A 449-nucleotide genomic window follows, 5' to 3' on the forward strand; every position below is an offset into this window, starting at 1 on the left:
TAAACGACTGGGGAACGCCAGTCATCGGAACCCGAAGTACCGGATACTTCGTGGGTCCAGGTGATTTTGCGGTAGGTGAACTGCACTTCTTCCAGGTGGGTGAAGTGCGAGTTGCCTGGGTCCTGGCAGTTGTGCATCTTGTTGTTGATGGCGACGATGATCGCGTCTTCCAGTTTGGTGGTGTAGTAGTGCTCTTGGGTGCCCTGAGCAGAAGTACGGAACCATTGGATAACGATTTCGCTCATGCGCTCGCCGGAAGTCAGTGCGGCTTGCAGCAGTGGCGAAGACTTGTCGTAGACCTTGGTGATCGAGACTGGCTTGTGTACGCGCTGACCGGTTGGCTGGCCGGATTGCGGGTCACGCGGGATGATCACGTCGTGGCTGAAAGCCTGAACCATGACCTGGTCTTCGTGACCTTCCTGATAGGTGTTGCCAACGGAGTCGGCGGT

General features: G+C 56.6%; 1 protein-coding gene. It reads right to left on the bottom strand.

From position 1 onward, the window contains the following. On the bottom strand, positions 1-449 hold a 449-nt coding region (locus DU29_RS0128820; protein WP_028624794.1), incomplete at both ends, for an Hcp family type VI secretion system effector.

The sequence above is a fragment of the Pseudomonas sp. Ant30-3 genome (genome assembly GCF_000690905.1).
Classification (GTDB): Bacteria; Pseudomonadota; Gammaproteobacteria; order Pseudomonadales; family Pseudomonadaceae; genus Aquipseudomonas.